Annotated in this window: 15 protein-coding genes; 11 read left to right on the top strand and 4 right to left on the bottom strand. The window is 67.3% G+C overall.

All coding sequences use genetic code 11. From position 1 onward, the window contains the following. Nucleotides 1-37: 37 nt before the first annotated feature. The gene (locus tag ACQR07_RS06690) at nt 38-2,011 is read right to left on the bottom strand and encodes an FAD-dependent oxidoreductase (protein WP_434901516.1); all 1,974 of its coding nucleotides are present in this window, start codon (nt 2,009-2,011) and stop codon (nt 38-40) included. 175 nt (nt 2,012-2,186) lie between these two features. Here ACQR07_RS06690 and ACQR07_RS06685 point away from each other — a divergent pair, with 175 nt between their 5' ends. The 11 genes from ACQR07_RS06685 (at nt 2,187) to ACQR07_RS06635 (ending at nt 14,512) form a co-directional block, all read left to right on the top strand. Next, a complete protein-coding gene (locus ACQR07_RS06685) occupies nt 2,187-3,011 on the top strand; it encodes a GntR family transcriptional regulator (protein WP_434901515.1) in 825 nt (274 codons plus the stop codon). Then, on the top strand, nt 3,008-4,228 hold the full coding sequence (locus ACQR07_RS06680; RefSeq protein ID WP_434901514.1) for an ABC transporter substrate-binding protein: 1,221 nt from the start codon (nt 3,008-3,010) through the stop codon (nt 4,226-4,228). The genes ACQR07_RS06685 and ACQR07_RS06680 overlap by 4 nt, the downstream gene beginning before the upstream one ends. A gap of 310 nt (nt 4,229-4,538) precedes the next feature. Then, nucleotides 4,539-5,411 (top strand): branched-chain amino acid ABC transporter permease, encoded by an 873-nt coding sequence (locus ACQR07_RS06675; protein ID WP_434901513.1) that lies wholly within the window; start codon nt 4,539-4,541, stop codon nt 5,409-5,411. After that, complete coding sequence (locus ACQR07_RS06670) at nt 5,408-6,379, top strand: branched-chain amino acid ABC transporter permease (RefSeq protein ID WP_434901512.1); 972 nt, start codon at nt 5,408-5,410, stop codon at nt 6,377-6,379. The genes ACQR07_RS06675 and ACQR07_RS06670 overlap by 4 nt, the downstream gene beginning before the upstream one ends. Continuing rightward, nucleotides 6,379-7,122: an ABC transporter ATP-binding protein gene (locus tag ACQR07_RS06665; RefSeq protein WP_434901511.1), complete on the top strand. Its 744-nt coding sequence runs from the start codon at nt 6,379-6,381 to the stop codon at nt 7,120-7,122. Before ACQR07_RS06670 ends, ACQR07_RS06665 begins: the two co-directional genes overlap by 1 nt. Beyond that, on the top strand, nt 7,115-7,816 hold the full coding sequence (locus ACQR07_RS06660; protein ID WP_434901510.1) for an ABC transporter ATP-binding protein: 702 nt from the start codon (nt 7,115-7,117) through the stop codon (nt 7,814-7,816). Before ACQR07_RS06665 ends, ACQR07_RS06660 begins: the two co-directional genes overlap by 8 nt. A 43-nt stretch (nt 7,817-7,859) precedes the next feature. Beyond that, nucleotides 7,860-8,738, top strand: a complete 879-nt coding sequence (locus ACQR07_RS06655) for an isocitrate lyase/PEP mutase family protein (protein WP_434901509.1) — start codon at nt 7,860-7,862, stop codon at nt 8,736-8,738. After that, nucleotides 8,735-10,468: a hydantoinase B/oxoprolinase family protein gene (locus ACQR07_RS06650; protein ID WP_434901508.1), complete on the top strand. Its 1,734-nt coding sequence runs from the start codon at nt 8,735-8,737 to the stop codon at nt 10,466-10,468. The genes ACQR07_RS06655 and ACQR07_RS06650 overlap by 4 nt, the downstream gene beginning before the upstream one ends. Further along, entirely contained in the window at nt 10,465-12,525 is a 2,061-nt protein-coding gene (locus ACQR07_RS06645; RefSeq protein WP_434901507.1) for a hydantoinase/oxoprolinase family protein, read from the top strand. Before ACQR07_RS06650 ends, ACQR07_RS06645 begins: the two co-directional genes overlap by 4 nt. Further along, on the top strand, nt 12,522-13,136 hold the full coding sequence (locus tag ACQR07_RS06640) for a cysteine hydrolase (protein ID WP_434901506.1): 615 nt from the start codon (nt 12,522-12,524) through the stop codon (nt 13,134-13,136). The genes ACQR07_RS06645 and ACQR07_RS06640 overlap by 4 nt, the downstream gene beginning before the upstream one ends. Continuing rightward, nucleotides 13,133-14,512, top strand: a complete 1,380-nt coding sequence (locus ACQR07_RS06635) for an FAD-dependent oxidoreductase (RefSeq protein ID WP_434901505.1) — start codon at nt 13,133-13,135, stop codon at nt 14,510-14,512. Before ACQR07_RS06640 ends, ACQR07_RS06635 begins: the two co-directional genes overlap by 4 nt. Nucleotide 14,513: 1 nt before the next feature. Here ACQR07_RS06635 and ACQR07_RS06630 read toward each other — a convergent pair whose 3' ends face one another. From ACQR07_RS06630 to ACQR07_RS06620, 3 genes are read right to left on the bottom strand one after another with little or no spacing between them, the layout of a single operon-like run. Next, nucleotides 14,514-15,281, bottom strand: a complete 768-nt coding sequence (locus tag ACQR07_RS06630) for an ABC transporter permease (RefSeq protein ID WP_434901504.1) — start codon at nt 15,279-15,281, stop codon at nt 14,514-14,516. Continuing rightward, nucleotides 15,278-16,045 carry an ABC transporter permease gene (locus ACQR07_RS06625; protein WP_434901503.1) on the bottom strand — a complete coding sequence of 256 codons (768 nt, stop codon included), beginning with the start codon at nt 16,043-16,045 and terminating at the stop codon, nt 15,278-15,280. Before ACQR07_RS06625 ends, ACQR07_RS06630 begins: the two co-directional genes overlap by 4 nt. After that, entirely contained in the window at nt 16,042-16,845 is an 804-nt protein-coding gene (locus tag ACQR07_RS06620; RefSeq protein WP_434901502.1) for an ABC transporter ATP-binding protein, read from the bottom strand. The genes ACQR07_RS06625 and ACQR07_RS06620 overlap by 4 nt, the downstream gene beginning before the upstream one ends. Nucleotides 16,846-17,020 lie beyond the last annotated feature (175 nt).

Below are 17,020 nucleotides of genomic sequence, written 5' to 3'. Positions count from 1 at the left end.
CCTGGCGTCCTCGATCGATCCCGGCGTCATCGATTGCTCATGTCGTCACTGCCGAGCCCGCAGGGAAGGGGGTGCGGGCCGCCATGTGGCCCTGATAGACGGCTTCCAGCGCCGTGCGTGGTGCATTGTTGTCGCCGGCCTGAATCACCGGCAGCCCGGCGCGCCGCAAGGCCAGATAGAGCGATTGATCGGCGCTGTTGTGATCGACGGCGATCAGCGCCGAGAAGCCGGAGATGCGCTCGACCTCGCCGGTCGACAGATCCTCGACCTCCAGGGTCTGGCCATCATACGAGCGCACCGCACGCAAGGTCGCGATCCGCACCTTGCGCTCACGCAGCCGGCGGCTGTTGGCGAGCGACGAATAGATCGTGGTGCGCCAGGCGTAGTTCGTCGCCGGCACGAACAAGGTCACGGCCTTGCCGAGATCGGCGAAATGTTCCAGCGCAGCGAGCGTGCCCCATTCGCCTGTGCGGTCGAACACGGCGACCGATGCGCCGAGCTTCTCCGGCGCATGCAGCGCGTCGGGCAGGGTGAACACCGGGCCGTTGCCGGGAATGGGCATGGCAGTCGTGGCCGAGCCCGTCGCCAGCACAATGCGATCGGCGCCGAAGGCCGTGATGTCAGCCGCGTTCGCGTCCTTGTTGAAAACGACCGCTACGCCGAACCGTGTCAGGGCCGCGATCTGGAACTCGACGAACGCCTTGAAGTTCGCACGCTTCGGCATCAGCCACGCCGTGCCCAATTGACCGCCAAGCTGATCGCTGCGCTCCCACAGCGTGACGTGGTGTCCCAGCGCAGCGGCAACGCGCGCGGCTTCCAGTCCCGCAGGCCCACCGCCAACCACCAGAATGCGCCGGGGCGCTATGCGCGGCAGTGCCTCCGGCTCCTCGAACTGTGCTTCCAGTCCCGCGATCGGATTGATCAGGCAGCGGATCGGCAGGTTCCGCTCGAGCATGCCGGCGCAGCCCTGGTTGCAGCCGATGCAGCGGCGGATCTCGTCGACACGGCCCTCGACCGACTTGCTCACGATCGCCGGCTCGGCGAGATGCGCGCGTGCCATGCCGACCGCATCGGCGTCTCCCGCCGCGATCATCGCATCGGCCTCGTCGAGTCCCGTGAAGCGGCACACGGCGAACACCGGGGTCGCGAAGCCTTCCGCACGCAGCGAATGGCGGATGCGCGCGGGCAGGGTGCGAAACGACGCCGGGTCGAACGCCATGTCGGCCATCTGCGTCGCCAGCGAGTAGCTCGCGACATAGGCCGAATGCGAGACGTTGACGAAGTCGATCTGCGTCTGCCGTGCCAGCATCGGCACGATGCGTTCGGCCTCGTCGATGCCGAGGCCGCCGTCGGCATATTCCTCGCCGCTGATGCGGACGCCCAGGCAGAAACCGTCGCCAAGCTCCGCCCGCAACGCCGCGAGCACGCGCGCCGGAAAGCGCAGCCGGTTCTCCAGCGAACCGCCATACGCGTCGTCGCGCTTGTTCGACAGCGGCGACATGAATTGCTGCAGCAGATGCCCATGCGCCATCTGCAGCTCGATGCCGTCAAATCCGGCGGCGACGAGATTGCGCGCGGTGACGAGATGGCCCTCGATCACCTGCTCCATGTCGAACTCGTCCATCGGCCGTGGCGGCAGCGCCGAGATCGACCACGGGATCGGCGAGGCGCCCCACGACACCGTGCGCTCGAAATCACCTTCGACCTGGCGTCCCAGGTGGATGATCTGGCCCAACATGGCAGCGCCCTCGGCCTTCACCGCATCGGCGATGCGCCGGAACGGTCCGATGCAGGCGGGATCGAAGCCGCACACGGCCTGCGGCCGGCCCAGCGAATTGGCGTGCACGCGGATGGATTCGAAGATGATGGCGCCGACGCCGCCGCGTGCGCGGGCGCGGTGATAGGCGAGGTGCTGCGCACTCGGCAGGTGGTTCTCGCCGAAATTGGTGGTGTGCGCGGGAACGAAGATGCGGTTGCGGAAGCGCAGCGGGCCGACGTCCAGCGGGCTCATCGCCCTTGCATATGGCTGATGCTGCGACAAATCGCGTGATCCTCCCGGGAAGCCGCCCATGGCTTGATCCTTGCTAAGATCTCGGCACTGGAGCCGGTTGACCGAAGCTGTCATATTTTCTATACACCTACTGTATTGAAAGCAAGATAGCTCTCATCAACGGGACCTCCCGCCCTTGCGCACCGCGTCCGAGCCACTGAAGGCACGACGGATCTACCTGCTGCTGAAGGACAAGATCGCATCCGGCGAGCTTGCGGATGGCGAGCGGTTGCCCGGCGAGTTCGCGCTGGCCGAGGAGCACAACGTCTCCCGTGTCACCATCCGTCAGGCGCTCGATCTGCTCGCCTCCGAAGATCTGATCGAGAAGAAGAGCGGGCTCGGCACCTTCGTGCATCGCCCGGCCTCGAAGGTGCGCACGGTGCTGGCCGACGTCGCCAACGTGTTTGCGCATCTCATCGAGATGGGGCGCACGACCGACGTGCGCCTGCTGTCGTTCGACTACGTCACGCCGCCGGACCAGATCCGCGAGGCCCTGCAGCTCGCCCCCGACGAGCGCTCGCAGCGCTCGGTGCGCGTCCGCCTCGTCGACGGCGTTCCGTTCTCCTATCTCATCGCGCACGTGCCGGAGCGCATCGGGCGCAATTATTCGCGCGAGGATCTCGCACAGAGGCCGCTGCTCGAACTGATCGAGCGCTCGGGGCGGACCAGCGCCTCGGCGCGGCAGGAGATCAGTGCTGTGCTGTCGAGCCCCGATGTGGCTGCGGCACTCGACATCGATGTCGGCATGCCACTGGTGGCCTTGCGCCGCACGGTCTACGGCAAGGACGGCCAGCCGATGGAGCACCTGCAGGCGCTCTACCGGCCCGATCGCTACACATTGCAGATGAACCTCGAACGGACGGGCGACGAAGGGCACCGGCACTGGAGCCCGACCGCCGAGGTGTACCGCAGGGAGCGCCCGCGCCGGCGGCCGCCAGTCAGGAAAGTGGGGAAGTCATGACGCGTCATCAGAACTCACCGTCACGCCGTACCGTGCTCAAGAGCGGTGTCGCGCTCACCTCGATGCTGGCAGCGCCCGGCCTGCTGCGCGCCGAGCCGGCGCCGGTCAAGGTTGGGTTGCTGCAGCCGATCTCCGGCGCCTTCGCGCTCGACGGTGATCTCGCCAAGATCGGCGCCGAGTTCGCCGTCAAGGAGATCAACGATGCCGGCGGCATCAAGGCGCTCGGCGGCGCCAAGCTCGAGCTCGTCGTCGGCGACAGCCGCTCGAACGCCGAAGCCGGTGCGCAGGCGACGGAGGAGTTGCAGTCCGCCGGCGTCGTCGGCGTGCTCGGAGGCTTCGCCTCCGGCATCGCGCTGACCGCGACGCAGACTGCGGCGCGCTACGATCTGCCGTTCGTGGTCGACTGCGCGGTGGCCGACACCATCACCGAGCGCGGCCTGAAGAATACCTTCCGCTTCAATCCCAACTTCAGCATGGCGACCGCGGTCGCGCTGAAGAACCTCGTCAAGCTCAACGACGACGCCGGCAAGCCGATCAAGACGGTGGCGATCGTCCATGAGGACGGCCTGTTCGGCTCGGGCCTCGCCAAGATCATGCAGGAAAAGCTGCCGCCGCTTGGCTTCCAGATCGTCGAGACCATCGCGCATCCGACCCCGGCGCGTGACATGACCAACGTCGTGCTGCGGCTGCGCGCGCTCAATCCCGACCTGATCGTGCCGTCGCACTATTTCAACGAGTTCGTGCTGATGGCGCGCACCCTGCAGCAGCGCGTGCGGCCGAAGGGCATCTACGCCGTGTTCGGCGGCGCTGCTTCGAGCTATCGCTTCGTCAACGAGTTCCCCGAGGCCGCCCAGGGTGTGATGGACTGCAACCATTGGGGCGATCCGAAGAGCCCGATCACCGCCAAGCTGCGCGAGACCGTGACCGCCGCCGGCAAGTTCTACGCCTACAACACCCCGATCAACTACTCGCTGATGAAGGTGTTCGCCCAGGCGATCGAGAAAGCCGGCAGCGCCGACCGCGCCAAGATCATCGAGGCCCTGGCAGCGAACGAGTTCGACAGCGGCATCATGCCCTACGGCAAGACCAAGTTCGACGCCAAGGGCCAGAACACCAGCGCGCTGCCGATGAACACGCAGGTGCAGGGCAAGGACATCAAGGTGATCTATCCGGCGGAGTACGCAGAAGCCAAGCCGGTGTTCCCGATCAACGGGTGAGGGGGCAGGGCAGGTGAGGGACGGGCAGGCGGCGGTTATCTGCTTGCCGTCGTCCTTCGTAGCCGAGTTCGAGCACTTGGCACCACGAGCGGTGTGCTCCCTCTCCCCGTTCTTCACGGGGAGAGGGTCGGGGTGAGGGGCAGCCACACCCACCGACCGTGCGGACAGCCCCCTCACCCGGATTGCATCTGACGATGCAATCCGGCCTCTCCCCGCAGGCGGGGAGAGGCTAGCACCGAGCAGGCGACGAGGGTGTCGCGGAACAGGACCAGGTAGATCGCTCACCGCATCTGCTGAACCAGAGGATTCGATGTACTCGCCCCAGATCGTCGTGGAGGCGCTGTTGAACGGGCTGATGCTGGGGGCGATCTATGCCTTGATCGCGCTTGGCCTGACCCTGATCTACGGCGTGCTGCACATCGTGAATTTCGCCCACGGCGCGTTGCTGACGGTGGCGATGTTCATGGTGTGGCTCGCCTGCGCGCGCTACGGGATGGACCCATACCTCGCAATCGTCTTCGTCGCCCCCGTGATGTTCGCGCTCGGCTATGCCCTGCAGCGCTTCATCATCGGTCCGGCCAGCCACGGCAAGGACAACGGCATCCTGCTGGTCACCCTGGGCCTGTCCATCATCATCGAGAACGCGCTGCTCGCTGCCTTCCAGTCCGACACCCGCACCATCACCACCGACTACTCGTTCCGCGTCGTCGAGCTCGGCCCGCTGTTGCTGTCGTTCCCGCGTGTCATAGGCTTCGGCGTCACCATCGCCACGACGCTGCTGCTCTGGCTGGTGCTGCACCAGACCGACATCGGCAAGGCGATCCGCGCGGTGGCGAAGGAGAAGCTCGGCGCCGCGCTCGTCGGAATCAGCGTGCCGCATGTCTACGCCATGACCTTTGCGATCGGCTGCGCCTGCCTCGCGGTCGCCGCGGGCCTGCTGATGCAGTCCTTCTATGTCAGCCCGAAGACCGGTGCGGCGTTCGTGCTGGTCGCCTTCACCATTGTCGTGCTCGGCGGCATGGGCTCGATCCCCGGTGCGCTGATCGGCGGTCTGCTGATCGGCGTCGTCGAAGCCGCGTCCAGCCTGTTCCTCGGCGACAGCCTCGGCCAGATCGGCATCTTCCTGATCTTCATCGTCACGCTGCTGGTGCGCCCGACCGGCTTGTTCGGAGCGCGCGCATGACCAAGCCGCGGCTCTCGACCCTTGCGATCATCGTTGCCGTGCTAGCCGCGATCGCCTTCACCGGTCTGTCCGGCGCGCTGCTCAATCTGATGATCTTCATGATGATCATCGCGTTGGCGGCGCAGGGCTGGAACATCCTCGGCGGCTATGCCGGCCTGTCGTCGTTCGGCCACGCCGCGTTCTTCGGCGCCGGCGCCTATGCGATGGCGGTGCTGCAGACCCGCTTCGGCGTCAATGCCTGGATCGCGCTGGTCATCGGCATCGCGCTCGGCGCGCTGGTCGGCGCCTTCATCGGCTTTCTCAGCTTCCGCTCCGGCCTGAAAGGCTCGTACTTCGCGCTGATCACGCTGGCCTTCGCCGAGGTCGCGCGTATCCTCGCCAACAGCTGGAATTTCACCGGCGGCGCCGCCGGCATCCTCATCAAGCTGCAGACCGGCCTGCCATACCTGCAGTTCGCCGACCGCCGCTATTTCCTGCTAATTGCGCTGGCCTTCGTCGCGATCGGCCTCGTCGTCAGCTGGTGGCTGGAGCATTCGCGCTTCGGCGCCTATCTCGTCGCGCTGCGCGAGAACGAGCAGGCGGCGCAGGCGCTCGGCGTCGACGTGTTCGCGGTCAAGATGAAGGCGATCGTGATCTCCGGCGCGCTGACAGCCGCCGCCGGCTGCCTGTACGCGCAGAACTATCTGTTCATCGACGCCAACGTCGCGTTCGGCTCGTGGATCTCGATCGAGGCGCTGTTCGCGGCGATCGTCGGCGGCTCCGGCACCGTGCTCGGCCCCCTGATCGGCGCGATCGTGCTGCTCGGCCTCGGCGAACTCACCAGGGGACTCTCCGGCGGTATCCCGGGCATGGACCTGATGGTGTTTGGCGTCATCCTCGTTCTGTCGGTGGCGTTCTCGCCGAACGGGCTGGTGATGCTGATGAAGAGCCTCGGCCTGCGTGCGCCGTCAAAAGCGAAGGAGGCGTGATGCTGGAGGTCAAGTCGCTCACCAAGCGCTTTTCCGGCCTCGTTGCGGTCGACCAGGCCTCGCTGTCGGTCGCCAAGGGCTCGATCACCGGCCTGATCGGACCGAACGGCGCCGGCAAGACCACGCTGTTCGCGATGGTCGCGGGCTTCCTGCAGCCGGACGGCGGCAGCGTCAGCTATGACGGCCGTGACATCACGGCGCTGGCCCCGCATGTCCGCGCCCGTCAGGGCATCGCCCGCACCTTCCAGATCGTGCAGCCCTTCGAAGGCCTGAACGTGCAGGAGAACATCGCGGTCGGCGCCTATCTGCACACGGCTGACGCCAACGAGGCGATGCGACAGGCCGCTGAAATCGCCAAGCGCGTCGGCCTTGGCACCGACCTTGCCAAGGCCTCGTCGGATCTCACCGTCGCCGGCCGCAAGCGGCTGGAGGTCGCGCGCGCGCTCGCGACGCGGCCGAAGCTGCTGCTGCTCGACGAGGTGCTGGCCGGCCTCAACCCGTCGGAGATTCGTGACGTGCTGCCGCTGGTGCGCGATATCCGCGACCAGGGCGTGACCATCCTGATGATCGAGCACATCATGCAGGCGGTGATGAATCTCTGCGACAAAGTCTATGTGCTGTCGCAGGGACGCATGATCGCCGAGGGCGAACCCAAGGCCGTCTGCGAGGATCCCCAGGTCATCGAAGCCTATCTCGGCCATGGCGCCGCGGAGCGGCTGCGCGCGGAGCAGGCCCATGCTTGAGATCCGCGATCTCCGCGCCGGCTACGGCGGGACGGAAGTGCTGCGCGGCGTCAGCCTCGACGTCAATGCGGGCGAGGTCGTCGCCGTGCTCGGCTCCAACGGCGTCGGCAAGACGACCTTGAACAAGGTGCTGTCAGGCGTGGTGCCGGCGACGTCGGGCACGATCCGCTTCAACGGCGCAGCGCTTGAACATGCGGCGGCGCCCGACATCGTCATGGCCGGGCTCATTCACGTACCCGAAGGGCGCAAGATCTTCCCCAATCTGTCGGTGCGCGAGAACCTTGAACTCGGCGCCTATTGCCGGCCGCGGCACGGTCGGGCCGAGCGCATCGAGCAGATCTACACGACCTTTCCGAAGCTGAAGCAGCGTGCGCGGCAATATGCCGGCACGCTGTCCGGCGGCGAGCAGCAGATGCTGGCGATCGGCCGCGGCCTGATGGGCGAGCCGAAGCTTTTGATCCTTGACGAGCCGTCGCTCGGCCTGTCGCCGCTGATGGTCGAGGAAATGTTCGCGCTGATCGCGCGGCTCGCAGCATCAGGCCTCGCCATCATGCTGGTCGAGCAGAACGTCGTGCAGTCGCTCGAGCTCGCCGGCCGCGCCTACATCATGGAGAACGGCATCATCACGCTCTCCGGCCAGGCCTCCGAACTGAAATCCAACGCCGAGCTGAAGCGCGCCTATCTCGGTCTGTGACGACAGCGTCAGCGAACAGTTGAGACAAACTAAGGAAACGACAATGAGCCTGAGATCCACTCTGGCATCCGCCGAGACGACGATCGCGCCCGGCGTCTACGACGCGCTGACCGCGAGCATTGCCGCCGAGGCCGGCTTCAAGGCGCTGTATCTGACCGGCGCCGGAATCGCCTACACCAAGCTCGGACGTCCCGATATCGGCCTGGTGTCGATGACGGAGGTCGCCGACACCATCGCCATGATCCGCGACCGCGTCGACGTGCCGTTGGTCGTCGACGCAGACACCGGCTTCGGCAATGCGCTGAATGTGCAGCGTACGATCAGGCTGTTCGAGCGCATGGGGGCCTCCGCGATCCAGCTCGAGGACCAGACCACGCCGAAGCGCTGTGGCCATCTGACCGACAAGACCGTGATCAGCGCCGGCGAGATGGTCGGGAAGATCAAGGCCGCGCTCGATGCGCGGCAGTCGGCCGAGACCCTGATCGTCGCGCGCACCGATGCGCTGGCGATCGAGGGCATGGAGGCCGCGATCGCGCGCGCCGAGCGCTATGCCGAGGCCGGTGCCGACGTGCTCTTCGTCGAGGCGCCGAAGAGCAACGAACAACTTTCGGCGATCGCCGCACGCCTGGCGTCGAAGCGGCCGCTGCTCGCCAACATGGTCGAGGGCGGCGCGACGCCGATCCATGCGGCCTCAGAGCTCGGCGCGCTCGGCTTCAAGCTCGTGATCTTCCCCGGTGGCATCGTCCGCGCACTCGCCTTCGCCGCGCGCGCCTATTACGCGTCGCTGGCGCAGGCCGGCTCGACCAAGCCGTTTGCCGACCGCATGCTCGACTTCAACGGCCTCAATGCGATGCTCGGCACGTCAGACATCCTGGCCAACGGCGCGCGCTACGCGTCCACCGATGAGGAGCCGCGGGCATGACCACCTTGGATCCGATCACGCTGGCGGTGCTGAAGGGCCGGCTGGAGCAGATCGCCGACGAGATGGATGCGACGCTGTATCGCTCCGCTTTCAATCCGACCATCGCCGAAGCACGCGACGCCTGTCACGGCATCTACCATGCGACAACAGGCGATACGCTGGTGCAGGGGCAGGGCGGGCTGCCGATCTTCGTCGGCGCGATGGCCTTCGCCGTGCGCGCCGTCATCGCCAAGGTCGAGAAGGATGGCGGTCTCGAAGAGGGCGACACCTTCATCTTCAACGATCCCTATGACGGCGGCACGCATCTCAACGACTTCCGTCTGGTGCGTCCGGTGTTCCGCGACGGCCGGGTGTTCTGCTGGATCGCCTCGGTCGGCCACTGGCTCGACATCGGCGGCAACGTCGCCGGCGGCTACAATCCGAAGGCGGTCGAGAGTTTTCAAGAGGGCATGCGCATTCCGCCGGTCAAGCTGATCGCTGCGGGGAGCATGAACCACGATATTCTCGGCATCCTCGAAGCCAATTCGCGCGTGCCGATGTCGAACTGGGGCGACCTCAACGGCCAGCTCAACGCGCTCGATCTCGGCGAGCGTCGCCTGCGCGCGCTGCTCGACGATTACGGCGACAAGACCGTGGCCGACGCGTTCGAGGCGTTCTCGGATCGCGCCGAAACCCTGATGCGCGCGGCGATCGCCTCGCTGCCGGACGGCACCTATTCATTCGAGGACGTGCTCGACAATGACGGCATCGTCGACGAACCGCTGACGGTCGCGCTCGACGTCACCATCACCGGCGATACGCTGACGCTCGACTTCACGCGCTCCTCCGGTGCCTGCAAGGGCCCGATCAACATCTCGCGCTCGACCACGATCGCGGCCTGCTATGTCGCGCTCAAGCACGTCTTCACCGAGGTGCCGGCCAATGCCGGCTGCCTGCGACCGATCTCGTTCGCGATCACCGACGGCTCGCTGCTGGCGGCCGGGCCGCCGAAGCCGGTGGCTGGTTACACCGAGACCATCCTGCGTCTGATCGGCGTCGTGCTCGGCGCGCTCGCCAAGGCCGATCCGTCGCGCGCCACCGCGGCGCCATTCGGCACCATCAACGCGCTGTCGATCGCCGGCCATCGCAAGGACAACAGCCGCTTCGTGATGTTCTCGTTCTTCGGCGGCGGCCTCGGCGGCAACCCCGCGACCGACGGCCTCAACCACGCCAACAACCCGATCTCGACTGCGACCATCCCGCCCGTGGAAATTCTCGAAGCAGCCTATCCCGTGATGTTCACGCAATGGGCGCTGCGCCCGGATTCCGCCGGCGCCGGCACGCATCGCGGCGGCGTCGGTGCGGTCTACGAAGTCGAGCTGCTGGCCGATGCCGACGTCGCGCTGCTCGGCGAGCGCGGCAAGGCGGCGCCGTTCGGCGTCGCCGGCGGCGGCAGTGCCGCGCTGAATCATTTCGCGTGGCAGACGGAGCAGGGCGAGGCGAGCCCGCCGATGGTCTCCAAGATCACCGATCTGCATCTGAAGGCAGGCAAGCGCGTGCGGCTCGAAACCCCGGGCGGCGGCGGCTGGGGGCCGCCGGAGGCGCGGCCGGTCGCGGCCGTTGCACATGACGTCGCACTCGGCTTCGTCTCGCCGGCAAAGGCGCGTGAAGTCTACAAGGTCGCCGTGAAAGCTGACGGCGCGGTCGACGAGGCCGCGACGCGCACGCTCCGTGCAGGAGGTGCGGCATGAGCAAGCTCGGCACCATCGTCGGCGTCGACGTCGGCGGCACCTTCACCGATCTGTTCTATTTCGACGAGGCGAAGCGGACCTTCCGCACCAACAAGGTGCCATCGAACCGCGGCGACGAAGCCACAGGCTTCCTCGAAGGCCTCCAGGGCTTCGGCGCGATCTCGCATCTCACCTCGATCGTCCACGGCACGACGGTCGGCACCAACGCGCTGCTGGAGCGCAAGGGCGCGCGCATCGGCCTGATCACCACGCGTGGTTTCCGCGACGTGCTCGAGATGCGCCGCCGTGACCGCCGCAACACCTGGGGCTTGTGGGGCGACTTTATCCCCGTGGTCGAGCGCGACATGCGCGCCGAGGTCGATGAGCGCGTGCTCTCTGACGGCACCATCCGCACAGCTGTCGACGTTGCGCAGGTGGAAGCGGCTGCGCGCGAACTGCTGGCCAAGGGCGCGCAGGCGCTGGCGATCGTGTTCATCAATGCGTTCGCCAATCCCGACAACGAGCGCCGCGCGCTCGACGCCGTGCAGGCGATCTGGCCGAACGACAATGTTGCCTGCTCCAGCCAGATCCTGCCGGAGATCCGCGAGTTCGAGCGGACGTCGACGACGGCGCTCAACGCCTATCTGCAGCCGGTGGTCGGCTCCTATCTGCAGAAACTGCAGAACGCGCTGGCGGGTGAGGCCTTCGACGGCCGCTTCCACATCGTGCAGTCCAATGGCGGTGTGATGTCGACCGACGCGGCGCGGCGCTTCCCGATCCGTACCGCGCTGTCGGGACCGGCAGCCGGCGTGATCGCTGCGGCCGAAATCGCGAAGGCGGCGGGATTCCCCAACGTCATCACCGGCGATCTCGGCGGCACCTCGTTCGACGTGTCGCTGGTGGTCGACGGCGCGACCTCGCTGGCGGCGCAGACCACGATCGATTTCGGCCTGGTCGTGCGCACGCCGATGATCGAAATCACCACCATCGGCGCCGGCGGCGGCTCGATCGCCCATGTCGATGCCGGCGGCCTGCTGCAGGTCGGCCCGGAGAGCGCGGGCTCGCGTCCCGGTCCGGTGTGCTATGGCGGCGGCAATGAGCGGCCGACGCTGACCGACGCCAATGTCGTGCTCGGCCGCATCAATGCTGACAGGCCGATCGGCGGCAAGCTGAAGGCGCTCGACGTCGAGGCTGCGAAGCGCGCCATTGCCAAGCACGTCGGCGAGCCGCTCGGTCTCGGCGTGATGGAGGCGGCGGAGGCGATCGTGCGCATCGCCGACAGCAAGATGGCGGGCGCGATCCGGCTGATGTCGATCGAGCGCGGCCATGATCCGGCGCGCTTCGCGGCGGTGCCATTCGGCGGCGGCGGCGCGCTGCACGTCTCGGCGCTGATCAAGGATGTAGGCCTTAAGGCGGCGCTGGTGCCGCGCTATCCCGGCGTCACCTCGGCGCTCGGCTGCGTCATCGCCGACATCCGCCACGATCAGGTGCAGACGCTCAACATGTTCGTCGACGGCCTCGACATCGCGGCGCTGACGCGCTGGATGCTGTCCGAAGCCGAGCATGCGCAATCGGTGGTCAAGGACGCGCGGCTCGCGGTCGAGCGCATCGACACCTTGTTCGAGCTCGACATGCACTATGTCGGCCAGACCCACACCATTCGCGCGACCCTGCCGGCCGAGATCCGTGACGGCGCGATCAGGCTCACCGTCGAGGATGTCCGCAAGGCGTTCGAGACGGCCTATCAGAAAAGCTTCAGCCGGCTTTTGCCGGGCGTGCCGATCAAGATCGTCAATTTGCGCACGGCTGCGATCGGCGTGCGCCCGCGCTTTGATCTCTCGGCGCTCGCGCCTGATGCCGGCGCCGATCTCGTCAAGGCCCGGCTGGGCAGCCGGGATGTCTGGTTCGATGGCAAATGGTGGAGCACGGCGATCTATGCGCGGCTCGATCTACCCGTCGGCAGTGACATTACGGGGCCCGCGATCCTCGAGCAGCCGGATGCAACGACGGTGATCGCGCCCGGCTTCAAGGCGCGGGTGGACAAGTTCGGCAACGTCATCGTGGAGCGCAGTGCATGAGCGAGCACGTCATCCCGGCCGCGCAGAGCGCGCTGCTGATCGTCGATCTGCAGAACGACTTCCTCGATCCGAAGGGGGCCTATGGCCGCGCCGGCCAGACGGCGGCGGACATCGCGGCGCTGCCGCCGCGGCTCAAGCCCTTTGCGGATCTGATGCGATCCAAGGGCGGCTTCGTGATCTCGACGCAGTTCACCTTGGTGCCGGCCAAGGGCGGCGAGCCGCTGATCTCGCCGCATCTGAAGCAGCTGCGGCCGTTCCTCGCCAAGGGCGACTTCCTGCCCGGCGCGTGGGGCCATCAACTGGTCGACGTGCTGCAGCCGGCCGACGTCACGATCGAGAAGATCGCCTATTCGGCGTTCTACATGACGCGGCTCGAATGGGTGCTGCGCAAGTGCCGCATCGAGAAGCTCTACGTCGCCGGCATTGTCACCAATGGCGGTGTGGCATCGACCGTGCGTGACGCGCATATCCGCGATTTCGAGACGGTCGTGCTGGAGGATGGCTGCGCGGCGTTCACGGCCGAGACGCATGCCACCGCGATCGCGGCGCTGAAACCGGTGTGCCGCGTGGCGTCGATCGCGGAGGCGATGACGGAGCTGGCGGCGGCATGAGTTCGGTTGAACAGATCGATCGCGTTCCAGAGGTCGTCGTTGACTGCCTCATCATCGGTGCCGGTGCTGCCGGTCTCGTCGCTGCGTTGTCAGCCGTCGAGAATGGCGAGAGCGTGCTGGTGCTGGAGCGCGATGGCGTGCCGCAGGGCTCGACCGCGCTGTCGGCTGGACTGATCCCCGCCGCGAGGACGCGCTGGCAGGTCGCGCTCGGCATCGACGACAGCCCCGCACGCTTCGCCACCGACATCATGCACAAGGCTCATGATCAGCCGGATGCTGCGCTGGTGAACCTCGTGACGACCACCATCGGCCCGACCCTCGAATGGCTCGCCGACCGGCATCAGCTGCCGTTCTCGCTGGTCGACAATTTCAGCTACCCTGGACATTCGGCGTTGCGCATGCACGGCCTGCCGAGCCGCGCCGGGCGCGAGTTGATCGATCGGTTGCGCGCCGCGGCGGAGGCCGCCGGCATCGATATCCTCTGCAACGCGCACGCGACGACGCTGCTGGTCGATCTCACGCGGCGCATCGTCGGCGTACGCTTCACGCGGCCCGATGGCACCACTGACGAGATCGGTTGCCGCCGCCTGATCCTGGCCTGCAGCGGCTATGGCGGCAATCCGGCGCTGGTCGCGCGGCACATCCCGGGGATGGCGAGCGCCACCTATTTCGGCCATATCGGCAACCAGGGCGATGCGCTGACTTGGGGCGAGCAGCTTGGCGCGGCGACGCGCCATCTCGGCGGTCATCAGGGCCATGGCTCAGTGGCGCATCCCGCGGGCATCCTCATCAGCTGGGCTACCATCACCGAGGGCGGCTTCCAGGTGAATGCGAAGGGCGAGCGCTTCTCCAACGAGGCGTCCGGTTATTCCGAGCAGGCGGCCAATGTGCTGGCGCAGCCGGACGGCATCGCCTGGACGATGTTCGATGCGCGCATCGCCGGCATCGCCGCGCAGTTCGAGGATTTTCGCAACGCTGTCGCGCACGGTGCTATGCTGGAGGCGGACGATGTCGCCAGCCTCGCTGCAGCGATGCGCGTCCCGGCCGATGTCCTTGCCGCGACATGCGCTGATGTGAACGAGGCCAAGGCGCAGCAGCACATAGACCGTTTCGGCCGCAGCTTCGCCGGCGTGCCGCAACTCGCGCCGCCCTATCGCGCGGTCCGGGTCACCGGCGCGCTATTCCACACGCAAGGCGGCCTCGTGATCGACGACCGCGCGCGCGTGATGCGCACCGACGGCACCGTGTTCGACAACCTGTTTGCCGCCGGCGGCGCCGCCTGCGGCGTCTCCGGGGCCGATGCTTCCGGCTATCTCTCCGGCAACGGCCTGCTCACCGCCGTCGCGCTCGGCCGTGTCGCCGGGCTGGCGCGCTAAGTCACCGCCGGGCGTGCTGCCAGCGCAGCAGCCGGCTTTCGGCGGCGCCCATCGCGAGCGCGGTGACGTAGCCGATGACGCCGAGCAGCATCACGCCGGCGAACAGGTCGGCGGAGCGGAACGAGCGGGCCGACAGCAGCACCCATTGGCCGAGGCCGTCGAGACCGGCGAGCATCTCGCAGACGACGGCGAGGATCAGCGCGACCGTGAGGCTCAGCCGCATGCCGGCGAGGATATCGGGCGCGGCCGACGGCAGCGCGATCTTAGCGACCACCGCCAGCCGCGACATGTGCAGCACGCGCGCGACCTCGTAGAGCCGCGGCTCGACCGCGGCGAAGCCGTGGATCGTTCCGAGCAGCATCGGCCAGAGCGAGCCGAACGCGATCACGAACAGCGCCATGCCTTGCGACAGGCCGAGCGCAGCGATCGCGACGGGGATGATCGCCGACACCGGCAGCGGCCGCAGCAACTCCAAGCTCGGCGCGACATAGCTGCGCATCGCCTTGGACGAGCCGATCATGGCGCCGAGCGCGACACCGACGATCGAGGCGAGCAGCCAGCCATAGGCCATGTGGGTCAGGGTGCCCGCGAGCTTGGTCAGCAGATCACCCGTGGTGAAGCCGCGCAGCAGCGACGCCCAGGCGCGATCGGGACCGGGCAGAAACACCGGCGAGACCCATCGTTGATCAGCTGCGAGCTGCCAGGCTGCGATGAAGCCGGCGGCGACGGCAAAGCTGGCAAGGCGCCAGGCGATCACGGACCATCTCATGCCTGCTCTCCCGCGGCGGCGGCGCGTCCGAACAGGCCGCGTTGCGCAGCCATCAGCGCGGCGTTGAGCACGAAGCCGGTGACGCCGATCCAGACGAGATAAGCCAGCATCAGATCCGGTCGCAGCGCCTGCTGCGCGATCATGATGCCGGCGCCGAGACCCAGCGGATTGATCGCGATCTCGACCGTGACGGCGACGATCAGCGCAATGCCAGCGGCGAGCCGGAAGCCGAGGAAGATGCGGGGCAGGGCGGCGGGAATCACGATCTTGCTGATACGATCGAGCTGCGACAGGCGCAGCACGCGCGCCACCTCGATCAGGCGCGGCTCGATGCTGCCGACGGCGGCGCGCGTCACGATCAGCACGGGCCAGACGCAGGCAAAGGCCACGATCGCGATCTCCATGCGATAGCCGAAGCCGAGGGCGATCAGCGCGATCGGCAGCAGCGCGACCGACGGAATCGGCCTGATCGCCTCGATCGTGACCTCCATCAGCCGGTCGAAGATCTGCGACAGACCGAGCGCGATGCCGAGCACCAGACCGATCGCGCCGCCGAGCACGAGGCCGGCGAACGCCGAGGCCAGCGTGTCGCGCGTCGCCGTCAGCAGCGAGCCGTCGGTCAGTGCGCCCACCAGCGCCAGCGCGATCGCGCTCGGCGGCGCCAGCGAGTCGCTCTGCACGGCGGCGAGCCGCATCCAGGCCTCGAAGGCGAGCAGCGTCGCGAGCGGCAGCAGCACCGGCTTGATGCGCTCCGGCATGCTCATTCGCTCGCCTTGATGAAGTCGAACAGCTCTCTGCGCAACCGCAGGAACTCCGGATGCTCGCGTGTTGCCAACTGGTCGCGCGGTCGCGGCAGGTCGATCTTCATTTCCAGGCCGACGCGGCCGGGATGCGGCAGCAGGCCGACGACGCGGTCGCCGAGATAGATCGCCTCTTCGAGATCATGCGTCACGAATACGACGGTGGCGCCGGTCGAGGCGACCAGCTCCAGCATCTCGTCCTGCAGGCCCTGCCGCGTCATCGCATCGAGCGCGCCGAACGGCTCGTCCATCAGCAGCACCTTCGGATCCTGCGCGAGGCAGCGCGCGATCTGCAGCCGCTGCTGCATGCCGCCGGACATCTCGGTCGGATATTTCGTCGCATGGCCGGCAAGCCCGACCTTGGCCAGCAGCTCGGCAATACGCACCTCGCGCTGGGCGGCGGGCATGCCGATCGTCTCCAGCGCCAGCGAGATGTTGCCGGCGGCGGTGCGCCACGGCAGCAGCGCCTTGCCGTAATCCTGGAAGACGACCGCGATCTCGCGCCGCGGCGCGTGCATCGGCTCGCCCTCGAAACGGACGCTGCCGCCGGTCGGTTGATAGAGGCCGGCGGCGAGCCGCAGCGCCGTGGTCTTGCCGCAGCCGGAGGCGCCGACGATGCACAGGATCTCGCCGGCGGCGACCTCCAGGCTGATCGTGTCGATGATAGCCTTCTCGCCGAGCACCAGCGCGACCTTGTCGAACGCAATTTGTGCCAGGGCCGGCGAGGGAGACGGTTGCACCAAAGCGAGGGCGGGCTCTGCCATCTCAGACTCCAGTCGGAAAGTAGCGCAAAAGATTATTGAGATTTAAGCTTTGGGTAAGCTCTGTCCCCGCCGTCATGGCCGGGCTCCGTCCCGGCCATCCACGTCTTTCGAAGTCCTGGGTCGACGTGGATGCCCGGGGACAAGCCCGGGCATGACGAGTAACTAATTGGCGGAT

Source organism: Bradyrhizobium sp. HKCCYLS20291 (genome assembly GCF_051167715.1).
GTDB lineage: Bacteria > Pseudomonadota > Alphaproteobacteria > Rhizobiales > Xanthobacteraceae > Bradyrhizobium.
Note: the sequence above shows the minus strand (reverse complement) of the source record. Positions and strands in the feature narration are given on the sequence as shown.

Coding starts and splice junctions, on each gene's coding strand:
- ACQR07_RS06675 (WP_434901513.1), top strand. CDS start 4,539: ATGTACTCGCCCCAGATCGTCGTGGAGGCGCTGTTGAACGGGCTGATG.
- ACQR07_RS06670 (WP_434901512.1), top strand. CDS start 5,408: ATGACCAAGCCGCGGCTCTCGACCCTTGCGATCATCGTTGCCGTGCTA.
- ACQR07_RS06635 (WP_434901505.1), top strand. CDS start 13,133: ATGAGTTCGGTTGAACAGATCGATCGCGTTCCAGAGGTCGTCGTTGAC.
- ACQR07_RS06680 (WP_434901514.1), top strand. CDS start 3,008: ATGACGCGTCATCAGAACTCACCGTCACGCCGTACCGTGCTCAAGAGC.
- ACQR07_RS06665 (WP_434901511.1), top strand. CDS start 6,379: ATGCTGGAGGTCAAGTCGCTCACCAAGCGCTTTTCCGGCCTCGTTGCG.
- ACQR07_RS06620 (WP_434901502.1), bottom strand. CDS start 16,845: ATGGCAGAGCCCGCCCTCGCTTTGGTGCAACCGTCTCCCTCGCCGGCC.
- ACQR07_RS06630 (WP_434901504.1), bottom strand. CDS start 15,281: ATGAGATGGTCCGTGATCGCCTGGCGCCTTGCCAGCTTTGCCGTCGCC.
- ACQR07_RS06655 (WP_434901509.1), top strand. CDS start 7,860: ATGAGCCTGAGATCCACTCTGGCATCCGCCGAGACGACGATCGCGCCC.
- ACQR07_RS06625 (WP_434901503.1), bottom strand. CDS start 16,045: ATGAGCATGCCGGAGCGCATCAAGCCGGTGCTGCTGCCGCTCGCGACG.
- ACQR07_RS06660 (WP_434901510.1), top strand. CDS start 7,115: ATGCTTGAGATCCGCGATCTCCGCGCCGGCTACGGCGGGACGGAAGTG.
- ACQR07_RS06650 (WP_434901508.1), top strand. CDS start 8,735: ATGACCACCTTGGATCCGATCACGCTGGCGGTGCTGAAGGGCCGGCTG.
- ACQR07_RS06640 (WP_434901506.1), top strand. CDS start 12,522: ATGAGCGAGCACGTCATCCCGGCCGCGCAGAGCGCGCTGCTGATCGTC.
- ACQR07_RS06645 (WP_434901507.1), top strand. CDS start 10,465: ATGAGCAAGCTCGGCACCATCGTCGGCGTCGACGTCGGCGGCACCTTC.
- ACQR07_RS06690 (WP_434901516.1), bottom strand. CDS start 2,011: ATGAGCCCGCTGGACGTCGGCCCGCTGCGCTTCCGCAACCGCATCTTC.